Origin of the sequence: Bacteroides caecigallinarum (assembly GCF_021531075.1) — a bacterium.
Lineage (GTDB): Bacteria > Bacteroidota > Bacteroidia > Bacteroidales > Bacteroidaceae > Phocaeicola > Phocaeicola caecigallinarum_B.
This window is the reverse complement of the sequence record NZ_JADYTJ010000017.1, coordinates 26,262-41,160: the sequence shown is the minus strand read 5'-3', so window position 1 is coordinate 41,160 and position 14,899 is coordinate 26,262. Positions and strand designations below refer to the sequence as shown.

Below are 14,899 nucleotides of genomic sequence, written 5' to 3'. Positions count from 1 at the left end.
AACTGTAATACAACACTTATGTATCTATTTATTTCTGTAAATGTATATATTTTCATTGCATATAATAATAAATAATCTGCTGTTTACCAAGGTATTAAAATACTTAACCTAGAATATACTAGAATATTTATGCGGACAAATGCTGATAAAGGCAGCAAAACGAGCAATACAGGCATATATGATATGATAATATACACATAATCAAATATTTACGCAATATTTACAAAGTTAATATTTAAACGAGATACAGATGTAAATTACAGAATCGTTCTACAGTTGACAACTGTAATTACATTTGTATACTTTACATTTATTCTTGTAAGTTTGTTTTTGTAAAATCTATTGATTACTTTTGTAACGTCATATAAAACAGTAAATACATTTGTAAATGAAGGACAGAATAATCCAAATCATGCGTTCGGCAGGCTTAAGCAATGCTGAGTTTGCCGATAAGATAGGAATTTCTACGTCATCGCTATCGCATATATTCAGCGGAAGGAATAACCCAAGCCTTGACATGGTGAAACGTCTGCACAAATCATTCCCGGACATCAGCCTGAACTGGATACTGTATGGCGAAGGTGATATGTATGCAGGAGGCGCCTCCAGTACCGAAGATTATGAAAATGGAACAGAAGGCAAAAGCGACGAGAATCTGCAAAATACGGACAACGGGCAGTTTTATTTTGATTTTCGCAAGGAGAAGCCGTCAGAAGAGCCTGTTTATACCCCTCAAATACCTGAAAAGGAGCAGATTAAGTATATAGAAAAGCCTGCACCAAAAATAACTGAAATAAGAATTTTCTATGATAACGGTACATTCGAGGTGTTCAAACCGGAAAATAAGTGATGAGTAGAACTGATTCTTTAGTCAAAAGATGGATTCGCTATTTCAGGACTCCTTATATATTATAAGGTAAATTAGTATCTTTGGATAAGATAGGCTGCACCTCGGAATTAAAAGTCGAAAACCATGTTTTCACTTTGTACTTCATTCGGTTTGCACTATCTTTGCATAACAAAACGATTTTATCCGGTTTTTTATGAAAAAATACATTTTAGATTTGACTGTAACAGAGAACGTACGTCTGCACAACAACTATGTTCTCATAAAGCTGACACAGGACAAGCCACTTCCTGAAATGCTTCCCGGACAATTTGCGGAAATAAGAATTGATGGTTCAAATACTACTTTCCTGCGACGTCCGATATCGATTAACTACGTAGACCGCACTACAAACGAAGTTTGGTTCCTGGTGCAGCTGGTTGGCGACGGAACAAGACAACTGGCTACAGTGAAAAAAGGTGATACAGTGAACGTGGTTCTTCCATTGGGCAACGGTTTCTCAATGCCTGAAAAATCAGACAAAAAACTTCTGCTGGTGGGTGGCGGTGTAGGTACTGCTCCTATGCTGTACATGGGCGAAGCTCTGAAGAAAATGGGATGCAAACCTGTATTCCTGCTTGGAGCAAGATCGGCCAACGACCTGCTTCAGCTGGACCAGTTTGAAAAATTGGGTGAAGTGTATACCACTACTGAAGACGGTTCGGCAGGCGAAAAGGGATATGTTACTATGCACAGCATCCTGAAGACTACAAAATTCGACATGATATATACCTGCGGACCTAAACCAATGATGATGGCTGTGGCAAAATATGCCAAGGAAAACGACATAGAATGTGAAGTGTCGCTTGAGAACACTATGGCGTGTGGTGTGGGTGCATGTCTGTGCTGTGTGGAGAACACTCAGGAAGGACACGTGTGTGTATGTAAAGAAGGTCCTGTATTTAATTATAAGAAGTTATTATGGCAGATTTAAGCGTAAACATAGGAAAGCTGAATATGGCTAATCCGGTGATGACTGCATCGGGCACATTCGGCTACGGTCTGGAATTCGAGGATTTCGTAGACCTGGAAAAGATTGGAGGTATAATAGTAAAAGGTACTACTCTGCATCATCGTGAGGGTAACCCTTATCCGCGTATGGCAGAAACTCCTATGGGTATGCTGAATGCCGTGGGACTGCAGAACAAAGGTGTTCACTATTTCGTGGAAAACATCTATCCGAAAATCAAGGATATCAAGACTAATATGATAGTGAACGTGTCTGGTTCGCAGATTGAAGACTATGCCGAAACTGCACGTATCATAAACGAACTGGAAAACATTCCGGCTATCGAACTTAATATTTCATGCCCTAACGTGAAACAGGGCGGTATGGCTTTCGGTGTAACAGCGAAAGGTGCAGAAGAGGTGGTGAAAGCAGTAAGAGATGTTTACAAGAAGACTCTTATCGTGAAGTTGTCGCCTAATGTAACGGACATCACTGAAATAGCACGTGCGGCAGAAGGTGCAGGAGCTGACAGTGTTTCACTTATCAATACTCTGCTGGGTATGGCTATCAATGCCGAAAAACGCAAACCGGTTCTTTCTACCATCACTGGCGGTATGAGTGGTGCAGCTGTGAAACCTATAGCTCTGAGAATGGTATGGCAGGTGGCTAAGGCTGTGAACATCCCTGTTATCGGACTTGGTGGTATCATGAACTGGAGAGATGCTGTAGAATTCATGCTGGCTGGTGCTACTGCCATTCAGATTGGTACAGCAAACTTCATCGACCCTGCCGTAACAGTGAAAGTGGCAGAAGGTATCAACGACTATCTGGAACGTCACGGTTATTCTTCAGTGCGTGATATTATCGGAGCGCTGGAGGTATAAAGATTAGATAAAGAAGTTTATCTGAAAACAATAAGAAATCCCGTGAAGCATCACTGAGTGCTTCACGGGATTTCTGTTTTCAAATATCTTTTTTCACAAAATCAGTCTTCCAACAAATCAGGACGCAAACGTTTAGTTCTTTCAAGCGACTGCTGGAACTCCCATTCACGTATTTTTGCCTCATGACCTGAAAGAAGGATATCAGGAACTTTCCAACCATTGTATTCGGCAGGACGGGTATATACAGGAGGAGCAAGAAGATTGTCCTGGAACGAATCGGACAAGGCTGACTGCTCATCGGATATCACTCCCGGAATGATGCGCACCACTGCATCAGCAATGACAGCTGCAGCCAGTTCACCACCGGTGAGGACATAATCGCCTATACTGATTTCCTTGGTTATGAGATGTTCGCGGATACGATAGTCTATCCCTTTGAAATGTCCGCAAAGTATCATCAGATTCTCTTTAAGAGAGAGAGAGTTTGCCATAGGCTGATCAAACTTCTCGCCATCTGGACTTGTAAAGATTATTTCATCATAATGGCGCTGTTCCTTCAGAGCTGTGATGCAACGGTCGATAGGTTCAATCTTCATCACCATACCTGCACAACCGCCAAATGGATAGTCATCTACACGGCGGTATTTGTCAGTAGTATAATCGCGCAGATTATGTATATGTATCTCGGCTATTCCTTTCTTCTGTGCACGGCTCATGATGGAGCAGTTGAAAAAGCCTTCTATCATCTCAGGCAGAACTGTTATTATGTCTATTCTCATATATAATTTGGGAGTTTTTTGTTTTTAGTTGTTAGTAGTTGCAAAAATACATATTATCCCCGGTACTTATGGCTGAAGGATAAGTTTTTTTGCTAAATTTGCATATCTAACATTCATAAATCATATGACAAATCCCGAAATAGAAAGAATATACAAGCTGCGTGAGGAACTTCACACGCACAACCACAATTATTATGTACTCAACGCTCCGGTGATAGGAGACATAGAGTTTGACCACCTTATGCGCGAACTGCAGGATCTGGAGGCCAAACATCCGGAAGTATACGACGAGAACTCGCCTACGATGAGAGTAGGCAGCGATATCAGCAAAGATTTCGTACAGGTGGAGCATAAATACCCCATGCTTTCGCTTGGTAATACTTACTCGGAGGAGGAAGTTACAGACTTCTATGAAAGGGTAAGGAAATCGCTGAACGAGGATTTCGAGATATGCTGCGAAATGAAATTCGACGGAACTTCAATCTCGCTGACATATGAAGACGGAAAACTGGTGAGAGCCGTAACCAGAGGAGATGGAGTGAAAGGCGACGATGTGACTGACAATGTGAAGACCATACGCACAATTCCACTAGTTCTGAAAGGCGATAATTATCCGCAGAGTTTTGAGATAAGAGGAGAAATACTGATGCCGTGGGATGTGTTCGAAATGCTGAACAAGGAACGCGAGGCAAGAGAAGAGCCACTGTTTGCAAACCCTAGAAATGCCGCTTCGGGTACACTGAAACTGCAAAATTCATCGGTTGTGGCATCCAGAAAGCTTGATGCCTACCTTTATTACCTGCTGGGAGACAATCTGCCATGCGACGGACATTACGAAAATCTGCAAGAAGCACGGAAATGGGGATTCAAGATCTCGGACACCACAAGAAAGGTAAAGACACTGCAGGAGGTGTTCGACTTCATAAAGTATTGGGATACGGAAAGAAAGAACCTGCCTGTAGCTACAGACGGTATCGTGCTGAAGGTAAATTCGCTGAGACAACAGAAAAATCTGGGATATACAGCAAAATCACCACGATGGGCAATAGCATATAAATTCCAAGCGGAAAAGGCTCTCACACGACTTCAGAAAGTGACATATCAGGTAGGGCGAACAGGAGCCATAACACCGGTGGCAAACCTTGACCCTGTACAGCTTTCGGGAACCATCGTAAAACGTGCATCGCTGCATAATGCCGATATCATAGCTAGTCTGGACCTGCATGAAGGCGACATGGTGTATGTGGAAAAAGGCGGCGAGATAATACCTAAAATAACAGGAGTAGACACAGCATCGAGAATGGCAGACAGCAAACCGGTGGAATTCATCACACACTGCCCGGAGTGCGGAGAACCGCTCACAAGATTCGAGGACGAAGCTGCACACTACTGCACAAACGAAGACTCATGTCCTCCACAGATAAAGGGCAAAATAGAACACTTCATAAGCAGAAAGGCTATGAATATAGAAGGGTTGGGACCGGAAACAGTAGATTTGTTCTATCAGGAAGGAATGATAGACAATGCTGCCGATCTGTACGAGCTGAAAGAGGAGGAAATAGCCAGACTGGAAAGGTTCGGCGAGAAATCGGCACAGAACATAATGGCAGGGCTCGAAGCTTCGAAACAAGTGGGTTTTGAACGCGTTATATTCGCTCTTGGAATAAGATTTGTGGGTGAAACCGTAGCGAAAAAGCTGGCAAAATCAGTAAAAAATATAGACACACTAATGTCTGCCACCAAAGAACAGCTGGTTGCCATAGACGAAATAGGAGAGAAAATAGCAGAAAGCATAATACATTTCTTCAGCAGCGAAAAAAACAGAACGCTGGTAGAAAGACTCAAGGCGGCAGGTTTGAAAATGGAGATGAATGCAGAACAGACAGCAAATGTATCAAACCTGCTGGAAGGGCAATCGGTGGTAATAAGCGGTGTATTTTCAGTCCATTCACGCGACGAATATAAGGATATCATAGAAAAGCACGGCGGCAAAAATGTGGGCAGTATTTCTAAGAAAACAAGCTTCATACTGGCAGGAGAGAATATGGGCCCCAGCAAGCTTGAGAAAGCTCAGGCACTAGGTATAAAAATCATGAGCGAAACAGAGTTTCTTAGTATGATTGAATCACAACCAGCTAGTCAGGAAGCAGAAACCAAGGAAGAAAGTGTAGAAAAGACAGAATCTCCGACAACGGCTGATACTGACAAGAAGAAGAAATCAAACAAAAACATACAATTGGAATTGTTCTGATTCAAAAATATATCAACTTATCCAAAAAAAGTGATAGAAAAATAGGTTTAAAAGAAAATATTAGTACTTTTGTAACTAATAAACGCGTATATAATTAAATTATGATACAAAAAAGATTGAAAGGAATGGGAGTGGCTCTAATCACGCCATTCAAGGAAGACGGAAGCGTGGACTACGATTCACTACTTAGACTTGTGGAATATCAGGTACAGAACGGCATAGACTTTCTATGTGTACTTGGAACCACAGCAGAAACTCCAACACTGACAGCAGAAGAGAAAAGAAAGATAAAATCCCTTGTAATAGAGAGAGTTAACGGAAGAGTACCAATCCTTCTTGGAGTGGGAAGCAACTGTACACAAACGGTTATAGACACTATAAAGAACGATGATATGACCGGAGTGGATGCATTGCTCATTGCAGTGCCATACTACAACAAACCTTCGCAGGAAGGAATATATCAGCATTACAAGGCTATAGCACAGTCTACTAATCTTCCTATAGTGCTGTACAACGTACCGGGACGTACGGGTGTAAACATGACAGCAGCAACAACACTCAGACTGGCACACGATTTCGACAATATAGTAGCCATAAAGGAAGCATCGGGCGATATCTCGCAGATGGACGAAATCATCAAGAAAAAACCTGCAAATTTCGATGTCATATCAGGTGACGACGGAATTACATTCCCTCTGATAACACTGGGAGCTGTAGGTGTGATTTCCGTAATTGGAAACGCATTCCCACGCGAATTCAGCCGTATGACTAGACTTGCACTGGCAGGCGACTATAACAGCGCACTGACAATTCATCATCAGTTTACGGAATTATTCAAGCTGCTGTTCGTCGACGGTAATCCAGCCGGCGTAAAAGCTATGCTCAGCATGATGGGAATGATAGAAAACAGACTGAGACTTCCACTTGTGCCAACAAGAATCACAACTTACGAAGAGATGCGCAAAGTTCTGGAAGGATTAAAAGTAAAATGCTAGAATCATAACCAAACTCAATAAAATAATTTTTTCAGATATCCGGCTTGCAGAGATTTCAAAATTTGCAAGCCGGATATCTTTTTATCTCAAATTTTGAAATCTCAGCCATCAGAAATAATATAAGAATACAGTTATTCTAATAAAACCAATAAATTATTGCGAGTATTGATGAACAATAGTGCCAAAAGGGAAGTAATAAAACCCAAATTTCTAATTAAACATAATACTGATTATATAAAAACTATACTTTCTAAAACCAACGAATAAAAACAGCTTCACACGTAGCATGATACCATAGAAAAAACGTCAAGACATTTTATTCAAAACGCTTTGATGTTTCGATTAAAATGTCCTGACGTTTTAAAAATCTATTCTGTCATTAAATAATTCTATGCACAGTAATCTCAGGAAAATCATGAAGCAACATCAGCAATATGCCTTCTTCATTCATCTTCTTAGCCTTTACTACCATTGTCACATAATATATAATGTTTCCGCTGGCATCAGTCTTTTCTTCCATTTCATACGAGCTTATGATGAAATTCTTGGAACTGAACAATGCTGATATATCTTTCAAAGAGTCCTGGTTACAAGTGGAAAATTCCACAATCATACTTCGCAGACTTATTCCCTTGAAGAAATAATTCAGAACCTCAACGCCTATAAGGAAAAGCACCGTGGCAGTAATTCCCATGACATACATACCGGCACCGATTGCAAGTCCTATACCCGAAGTGGCCCATATCCCTGCAGCGGTGGTCAGTCCGCGTACAATCTGCTTCTGAAGCAGTATTATAGTACCGGCTCCTATAAAACCTATGCCGCTTACCACCTGTGCAGCCAAACGGCTTGGATCAAGCCTTACAAGGTCTGTTTCAAGAACTTCCGAAAAACCGTATTGCGATACTATCATCAGCAAGGCACTGCCCAAAGCCACAAGAAAATGAGTCCTGTAGCCGGCTTCCTTTGAACGATATTCCCTCTCTAGGCCTATTATTACTCCCATAAGGCTGGCCACAACCAGCCTTAATATGAATTCCATATACATTTCCATAATCCAATATGCTTATACACAAATATAAGCATTTTTTATGAAAAAAACAAGCCTACAGACGGGCTATCTGTGTTTATCCCACTCTGCCCATTCTAGATATCAGTTCGTCGCCCAATTCGCCTTTCACCTTAATATGTTCAAGGACAGCCTTAACGAACGGATTGCTTTCAAAATCTCCTCTAACCTGCTCGAAATCAAGTCTTTGTTCTTCTCTCGTTCCATCAGCTCCGAAACCTGTCATGGCAGAAAGGGAGAATTCCTTCTTGGCATCTTCGTAGACCATTCTGTCAAGTCCTATTACGGCTTCTTTCCACTTTTCCACTATACGGATAATATCCTCTTTGGTTATTTCGTCGGCATTCAGTCCAAAGAACTCAAGCATCTTTTCGTAAGCCCAAGTCCATTCGTAGGTATAATAATTATTGTGCATCTCTGTAAGGCGTGCATCAATCTTCTCAACCGAATCAAGCACACCACATTCAATGTCTGCCATCAGACGGTCTATCTCACTGCGTGGAGCAATAAGTCCCGAAACGTCTACCCACTCGCCTGTTCCTATGGCAGTGTCCGGCTTTAGCCTTGCACGTATTTCCTCGTCATTCTTGAATTCTGTTATTTCCAGACGCTTGATAACGGAGTTTCCCAGGAACTTGGTAATACCTGTCTCATAGAACTTTATACCCTTGTTCAGCGATGAATTCTTGATTTTCGCACTCTGATATGAATATGTTTCGGATGTTTCGCCCGATACCCTCGCAAGGTCTTTCAGAATCTCACGGCCCTTGAACATCTTCTGTATGGTATATGGACTGAGGAGATTGTAGTTCACCTTATCCATGCGGCAAGGGTCTTTTCTGTTGTCACGCTTAGGCCACTTCTGAGCATCGCGAATGGTTCCCACACTGCGGAGGTTTACACCGGGCATAAGGTATGTGGTATTCTTCTCTTCTATAAGATATGAGAAAGGCAGATTTGTGGTGTCAGGATGAGCCACATGGCGTCCCATAACAAGCGAGAAAGCTCCGATGCGTGCAGGCCACAGGATATAAGAATCCGAAGCAGTCTTGGCACCTCTCTCCATGATACCCTGGTGGATAGGTCCCAACTTATACATATGGTTACTCTGGTTCGAACCAGAACCGGCATTCATGAACGAGAACATTCCGGCTATAAGGAGTGTCGACTTATGGTGAGTGACGGTGAAGGGCCCTGCAAAGATGGCACAAGCCTCGCCGTTCTCTTCCTGACAGTTGCAGAAGAAAAGAGAATCGGAAGCAGAGTAGTTATGTCCCATATGGCAGGCCTGTCCTACGAAACATCTGGTGAGCATGGTACCGTCCTCAATGTGCGAACCGCTGGAAACAATGAAATCGTCGCAGATTACGCCATAACCGATATGTATAGGAGCACTTTCGTTACTGTTCAGACTACCGTTTTTCAGTCGTCCTGCACCTTCTATCTTGCAGAAACTGCCTATACGTACATTCTTGATGTATCCGGTATCTACAATCATGGCATTATTGCCCACATATCCGTATTCCGAAGCTATCTCGTCGGCATATTTCATGACAAGCGATTTCATCATGGCTGCCAGGTCCGGACGATGTCTGTACATGGCAGCTATATAAGCCTCATGGGCAGATAATTTGTCATGAATTATTACCTCTCTTCCACCAGTTTCACTCAATACGGACACCTCTGTACCATTTCCGAAAGTGGAACGTTTGTCCACTATCATGCAGTCTACATTTTCTATAAAAACCTTGTCGGATATAATGTAATTGGCAATGTAGTTCTTTACATTCTCAATACAGCAACCATCGCCTATAGTCACATTGTGCAATGTGGCGTTCCTTATTCCGGAAGATTTCTTTACTCCACCGGCAAGGGTAAATTCGCCGTTAAGCTCCCCTATCCTTATCTTGCCGGACATTCTTACATTCCAGACCTTCAAGGCATTAAAGCCTTCGGCCACTGTTACGTCCGACCAATTGTCGGCACAACATCCCTGTGCAATGAGTGTATCAATCTCGGCTACTGTGAGATTTCTAAAAGTATGTTCCATAAAATTCATTTCACTTGTTTTTCATTCTTTTATGGCAAAGATAATGACATATTTCTTTGTTTACAATAGTGGAACTATACATTTTAACACATCTGCACCGTAACACAATGTTTTTATCTTTATCAGCATTTACCTCCGCAGGAGCATTTAGGCAGTTCCTGCTTCTTGATCTCCGTAATATAGAAACGGGCGAAACCGTTCTTTATCTCATCGCGCACTCTGCGGAATTCGGAGTTAATGAATTCCTCTGTACCGGTTGCATGCGACGGATCGTCGAAACCTATGTGGAGACGTTTTCCTACCTTACCGGTAAATGCAGGGCAACTCTCGTTTGCTCCTCCACATACGGTTATCACATAGTCCCATTCGCTGTCAAGGTAAGTATTTACATGAGTGGGTACGTGATTGCTGATGTCTATCCCTACTTCCTTCATCACCTCTACTGCCTTTGGGTTAACCTGTGCAGCTGGTTCAGTGCCTCCGGAATAGACTTCCAATGTATCATCAAACGATTGGAGAAAACCATGTGCCATCTGACTGCGGCAACTGTTTCCTGTACAAAGAATCAATATTTTCATGTGAGTTTATGAGTTTTTAAGTTTGTTGGTTTGTTATTTCATACTACAGTATATAATTGAACAGATAGCCCGACAAAATTATAAAAAAGGCTACAGTTCCGAAAAATATACCTATCAACCGCCATGTCATTACTTTCTTGAGCAGTGTGGCTTCGGGCAGTGACAGACCTACCACAGCCATCATAAATGCTATGGCTGTTCCCATAGGTACTCCCTTGGCAACGAACACCCCTATCATAGGAACTATTCCTGCAGCATTGGCATACATAGGCACTGCTAGTATCACAGAAAGCGGAACGGCATACCAGTTGTCTTTCGACATATACTGCTCGAAAAATCCTTCAGGAACGAAACCGTGCATAAAGGCTCCTATACCGATACCTATAATGATATAAATCAGCACCCCGCTCACTATCTTCCATGCATCGCGTACTATAGAAGGCAAGCGCTTGAAAAATGTAGTGTGGTCCTTCTCCCACTCCTCAGCCTGTGCGGACGAGTTGGCCTGTATCTGCCTTACCCACTCGCTGAGATATGGAGAAAGGTTCATCTTACCCAATACGAAACCGCCTATCACTCCAAGCAATATACCGCTGATGACATAAATCAAAGTAACTTTCAGCCCGAATGAGCCGAAGAACATGGCTACTGCCACTTCATTGACCAACGGCGATGTTATCAGAAAGGCAAATGTCACTCCCAAAGGTATTCCTCCCTTGACGAAACCGATGAACAATGGTATCGAGGAGCAGGAACAGAACGGGGTCATTGCTCCGAATATAGATGCCAGCAGATACTGAAGTCCGTACATCTTGTGTGTGACAAGATAGTTTCTCAAACGCTCGATAGGGAAATATGCGTTTATTATGCCCATCAGTACGCTGATAAAGAACAGTAGAATAAGTATCTTTATGGTGTCGTAGAAAAAGAAGTTTACAGCCACACCAAGAGATGTTCCGGCATCAAGGCCGAATATACCATAAACCAGCCAGTCGGCAAAATCCTGTATCATATTTTTAAATACCTAAAATTTCTTTTACTTCGCTTTCTGTAGGAACCTTACCCTTAATCTTCACTACCTCGTCCACAACTATGGCAGGAGTAGTCATGATATTGTAGTTCATCATTTCCATGATATCTTCCACCTTGGTGAGTTTCACATCCAGATTGTTTTCCTTTATTACTTTCTCTACCACCTGATAGGTTGTCTTACACTTGCTGCAACCCGGTCCTAATACTTTAATTTCCATACTTCTATAAGTTTATTTATCAAAAAACATTACAAAACAATAGTATATACCTATTACGATGAATAGTATCCCAACGATTATGTTCAGCCACTTCTGTACGGTTTTTATGCGTCCGTAGAAACTGCTCATCTGCTGAACACTGAAAGCCAGTATCCACGCCACTACAAGAACCGGAATGGCTGTAGCAACGGCAAATACAGCCGGAAGCAGATAGCCTGCTGTAGCAGTGGCAGACATCGGTATGAGCATACCGAAATAGAACACACCGCTTGTGGGGCAGAAAGCCAGTGCGAACAGCACTCCGATGAGCAATGCCCCTACACCACCCTTTCTGGCAAGACCTTCGGCATTACCGTTAAAACCGAACTTAGGCAGATTGAGCCTGTCGCCCCAAAGCATGAACAATCCTATAATGAGGAGCATCGGTCCGATAAGAAGTTCGCCCCACGTACCTATGGTTTTCTGTATGCCGAACATACTGGAACCTTCTCTTAGAATCATTATCAGCACTACTCCGAGCAGAGTATACGAAAGCACACGCCCCAGCGTATACAGCAGTCCGTTGATGAAAACGCGTTTCCTATTCTCGATATTTCGGCCAATAAATCCTACAGCCGCTATATTGGTGGCAAGCGGACAAGGCGAAATGGCTGTAAGAAGTCCGAGAAGGAAAGCCGTCAGAACGGGAGTCGAACTATTGTCAAGCAAATTCTGTAGCCAATCCATAACGGCCGGTTATTTAAGCATTTCCCTAACTGTGGCTACTACACCGTTCTTGAACTCATCAGGCGACTGTCTGGCATTATTGAATGCGAAATCTGTCATATTCTCCACACTTTCCTTGCCATCCTTATGTCCTACCACAAAGAGTGACGACCATGTTACCTCATACTTCTCTGCTATAGCCTCATTCTCTTCCTTTGTGATATCTATCACCCTGAACACCACATCGCCTTTCTTAATCTCCTCGGCAAACTCTTTTGATACTGCTTCTGAGGCATTCTTTTCAATCGCCATACATGTGGCACATCTTTGTTTGCCATGAAAATACAACACTTCCACACAGTCGCGGGCAGGTACTCCCACTTCCACTCCCTGTGCAGACGATTCGTTCTTTGTGCCCATTCCGCACGAAGCCAAAGTTAGGCAGGCTACGGCCATTAATACAATTTTCTTCATATAACTTTTCAGTTTATTGACGTTATTAGTATTTCGTCAAATTACGAACAAAGAAAGCAAAAAAAAGATGCTGCTTATCCGCAGCAACTCTCTTTCTTGCACACAGACTGACCGAAGAACGCAGAAAACATCTTTCCTGCAAGCTCCCAGCTCTCTCTGTTGATGCAGTATTTCACCTTCGGAGTCTCTATCTCTCCCTGTATCAGTCCGGCCTCCTTAAGTTCCTTAAGATGCTGTGACACTGTGGCTTTGGCTATAGGCAGTTCTTCGTGGATATCGCCAAAAAAGCATGTTTCCTGACGCAAAAGGAACTCCAGAATAGCCATACGTGCAGGATGCCCCATTGCCTTGGCAAAACGTGCCATTTTCTCCTGCTCTTCTGTATAGTTTTTGTTCGCCATTAATAGTATGTTTGAATATTGTTCGCAAAATTACGAATAATATTCAAACAAACAAATCTTTTTCTTGATTTATGAGAAAAAAATAAACATTTTCCTATAAGACATTTATTACTCACGCTTTTTCCTTCTGATAACGAAACCCGTATAGATGCACCACAATGCTGCCAGTCCGGCAAAGAAGATATAAATAAGAGTACCTTGTCCGAGGATGGTATATATACGTCCCGTATGTATCTCCTGGGCAAAGTTCCATAAAGACATAGGCAGAGAAGAAAGATTTTCGGGCATATATAGTGCTGACGTACCCTTGTAATACTCAACTACGAAAGGCTTTTCTCCTATATTATCGCAATAGCCCGATACGGCATATTTCCCGAACGGAGGACCTGCAACATCTTCTGCCTTTTCTCCGGTGAAATAATCAGTAGAAACCTGTCTGCTTCTGTCCCACACATACATTCCGCTGAAAGAACCCGTAAGCCAGTTGCCACAGGAATCTTTCTGCCAAACATTAAGTCCCATAACACTGACAGGAGGTGTCTTCTCCAATTTCACAGGAACAGACCGGAGTGTTGCTAAAGAGAAAATACCTTCGGATGAAGACAGTAGCCAATCGCCATATTCGGCATCATAGCGAAGCATACGCAGTCTGTCATTCCAGGCATTATCACTGTCTGCAACGGTATATGGGATAGCGGAAGTACGGAAAGAAACAAGTGCTATTAGTACAGGCGGACGAAGGCACCATCCGGTAAAAGATACGAACATGAGTATTACGAAAGTATATCTGCCAAGTTTGTCATGCCAGTTAATCGACGACTTCATTAGCTGAGTACTCCCTTTGGCCGTTTTACCTCTCCTGCGGATTCTCCTTATATATTTAGGCAAAAGCCAGTATGCAATCCCGGTAAGACACAGCACTATCAGTATAACAGCTACAGCATCCATAATCAGTTTCCCAACAGTACCGAACATCTCTCCGCTATGCATCAGCCATACGGTTCGGAAAAGCGAAACCTTACCGTCATAGCCTTCAGGAGTCTTTAATTCCAATCTGCTGAATTCATTATAAGGACTGACAGAAGTATAGAGATACGAACGTCCCACCACAACCATGGTATCCTCTTTCAATACAAGGTCGGAGATACGTTCGTGAGCCGAAAGTACAAGAGGGGTACTCTCCCATCCTTTTCCATCGTTCCTATACAGGCCAAACTGTCCTGCTACAAAAAGAGAGCCGTCCGGAACCTGAACCATAGCCTTTATGTTACGGAAATCGGCACCTTCAGGCAGCCCTTTATTGAAATCAGAAACAGAATGTCCGGTTGAATCAGTCTTCCAGACTCCACTGTTTCCATAGATAAATACATTATTATCATTACATCTTACAGAGCCACGAAGAAGTCCAAGATTCCAGTCCTTATACTTATAATCATCCGGCAGGTAATCTCTGCCTACATTTATATCTGCCACCAGCTCACGATGATTGAGCACTATCCCGCTCAGGCAGAACATAAGCATGAAGAAAGCGAATATTATGCCGAACCATTTATGATGTTTTTTCCAGGTTATGCGTTTCATTATACAATATCAATATTGAAATCCGGTACAAAAATATGCATAATCAT

14 protein-coding genes and 1 pseudogene are annotated in these 14,899 nt (G+C 42.5%); 5 read left to right on the top strand and 10 right to left on the bottom strand.

Annotation, left to right across the window (positions count from 1 at the left end; translation table 11 throughout):
- Nucleotides 1-388 precede the first annotated feature (388 nt).
- From I6E11_RS06550 to I6E11_RS06540, 3 genes are all read left to right on the top strand, one after another.
- The gene (locus I6E11_RS06550; RefSeq protein ID WP_235337181.1) at nucleotides 389-850 is read left to right on the top strand and encodes a helix-turn-helix domain-containing protein; all 462 of its coding nucleotides are present in this window, start codon (nucleotides 389-391) and stop codon (nucleotides 848-850) included.
- Nucleotides 851-1,043: 193 nt separating this feature from the next.
- Entirely contained in the window at nucleotides 1,044-1,820 is a 777-nt protein-coding gene (locus I6E11_RS06545) for a dihydroorotate dehydrogenase electron transfer subunit (protein ID WP_235337180.1), read from the top strand.
- A complete protein-coding gene (locus I6E11_RS06540; RefSeq protein WP_235337179.1) occupies nucleotides 1,808-2,719 on the top strand; it encodes a dihydroorotate dehydrogenase in 912 nt (303 codons plus the stop codon). The genes I6E11_RS06545 and I6E11_RS06540 overlap by 13 nt, the downstream gene beginning before the upstream one ends.
- Nucleotides 2,720-2,820: 101 nt before the next feature.
- Here I6E11_RS06540 and trmD read toward each other — a convergent pair whose 3' ends face one another.
- A complete protein-coding gene (gene trmD, locus I6E11_RS06535) occupies nucleotides 2,821-3,498 on the bottom strand; it encodes a tRNA (guanosine(37)-N1)-methyltransferase TrmD (RefSeq protein WP_235337178.1) in 678 nt (225 codons plus the stop codon).
- 124 nt (nucleotides 3,499-3,622) lie between these two features.
- Here trmD and ligA point away from each other — a divergent pair.
- Both ligA and dapA read left to right on the top strand, forming a co-directional pair.
- Nucleotides 3,623-5,620, top strand: a pseudogene (gene ligA, locus I6E11_RS06530) (NAD-dependent DNA ligase LigA); the annotation flags it as partial.
- A 230-nt stretch (nucleotides 5,621-5,850) separates the two neighbouring features.
- On the top strand, nucleotides 5,851-6,744 hold the full coding sequence (dapA, locus tag I6E11_RS06525; RefSeq protein WP_235337175.1) for a 4-hydroxy-tetrahydrodipicolinate synthase: 894 nt from the start codon (nucleotides 5,851-5,853) through the stop codon (nucleotides 6,742-6,744).
- A 379-nt stretch (nucleotides 6,745-7,123) separates the two neighbouring features.
- On the opposite strand, the gene I6E11_RS06520 is transcribed toward dapA, so the two are convergent.
- From I6E11_RS06520 to I6E11_RS06480, 9 genes are all read right to left on the bottom strand, one after another.
- Nucleotides 7,124-7,798 (bottom strand): MgtC/SapB family protein, encoded by a 675-nt coding sequence (locus tag I6E11_RS06520; protein ID WP_235337173.1) that lies wholly within the window; start codon nucleotides 7,796-7,798, stop codon nucleotides 7,124-7,126.
- 73 nt (nucleotides 7,799-7,871) lie between these two features.
- The gene (locus I6E11_RS06515; protein ID WP_235337172.1) at nucleotides 7,872-9,863 is read right to left on the bottom strand and encodes a DUF4954 family protein; all 1,992 of its coding nucleotides are present in this window, start codon (nucleotides 9,861-9,863) and stop codon (nucleotides 7,872-7,874) included.
- A 122-nt stretch (nucleotides 9,864-9,985) separates the two neighbouring features.
- Nucleotides 9,986-10,441 (bottom strand): arsenate reductase ArsC, encoded by a 456-nt coding sequence (locus I6E11_RS06510; protein ID WP_235337171.1) that lies wholly within the window; start codon nucleotides 10,439-10,441, stop codon nucleotides 9,986-9,988.
- A 43-nt stretch (nucleotides 10,442-10,484) separates the two neighbouring features.
- Nucleotides 10,485-11,453: a permease gene (locus I6E11_RS06505; RefSeq protein WP_235337169.1), complete on the bottom strand. Its 969-nt coding sequence runs from the start codon at nucleotides 11,451-11,453 to the stop codon at nucleotides 10,485-10,487.
- A gap of 4 nt (nucleotides 11,454-11,457) precedes the next feature.
- Entirely contained in the window at nucleotides 11,458-11,691 is a 234-nt protein-coding gene (locus tag I6E11_RS06500) for a thioredoxin family protein (protein ID WP_235337167.1), read from the bottom strand.
- A 12-nt stretch (nucleotides 11,692-11,703) separates the two neighbouring features.
- Entirely contained in the window at nucleotides 11,704-12,417 is a 714-nt protein-coding gene (locus I6E11_RS06495) for an aromatic aminobenezylarsenical efflux permease ArsG family transporter (RefSeq protein ID WP_235337164.1), read from the bottom strand.
- Nucleotides 12,418-12,426: 9 nt separating this feature from the next.
- The gene (locus tag I6E11_RS06490) at nucleotides 12,427-12,870 is read right to left on the bottom strand and encodes a nitrophenyl compound nitroreductase subunit ArsF family protein (protein WP_235337162.1); all 444 of its coding nucleotides are present in this window, start codon (nucleotides 12,868-12,870) and stop codon (nucleotides 12,427-12,429) included.
- A 74-nt stretch (nucleotides 12,871-12,944) separates the two neighbouring features.
- Nucleotides 12,945-13,271 (bottom strand): ArsR/SmtB family transcription factor, encoded by a 327-nt coding sequence (locus I6E11_RS06485; RefSeq protein ID WP_235337159.1) that lies wholly within the window; start codon nucleotides 13,269-13,271, stop codon nucleotides 12,945-12,947.
- Nucleotides 13,272-13,379: 108 nt separating this feature from the next.
- Nucleotides 13,380-14,852, bottom strand: coding sequence for a PepSY domain-containing protein (locus I6E11_RS06480; RefSeq protein ID WP_235337157.1), 1,473 nt, complete (start codon nucleotides 14,850-14,852; stop codon nucleotides 13,380-13,382).
- Nucleotides 14,853-14,899 lie beyond the last annotated feature (47 nt).